Origin of the sequence: Undibacterium sp. Tian12W (assembly GCF_049339405.1) — a bacterium.
Classification (GTDB): Bacteria; Pseudomonadota; Gammaproteobacteria; order Burkholderiales; family Burkholderiaceae_D; genus Undibacterium.
In genome coordinates this window covers 1-267 of record NZ_JBMPPK010000090.1, presented here as the reverse complement: position 1 = coordinate 267, position 267 = coordinate 1, and the positions used below count along the sequence as shown (strand labels likewise).

Annotated in this window: 1 pseudogene; it reads right to left on the bottom strand. The window is 57.7% G+C overall.

The window, feature by feature from the left end:
* Window positions 1–267: pseudogene (locus ACO0LI_RS30735) on the bottom strand (energy transducer TonB); the annotation flags it as partial.

Genomic DNA, 267 nt, shown 5'->3' with positions numbered 1-267 from the left:
TGACATTGGAGACCGCAGTAATCGCTGGCGTTTGTTGTGGCTGTGGCTGTACCTGAACTTCCGGTGGCGGAATGAACGGTGGCGGCGGGGCCAACAATTTCGGTGGCGGTGGTGGCGGTGTGTCTGGCGGCGGTGGCGGTGGCTTCACTTCTTCTACCAGCTTGACCTCTGCTGGTTTGATCACCACTTCCATCGCTTTGCGCGCCAATCCAGATACCAGGGCATATACCACCAGTACGTGAAATGCGATAACCAGCCCCAAGCCTA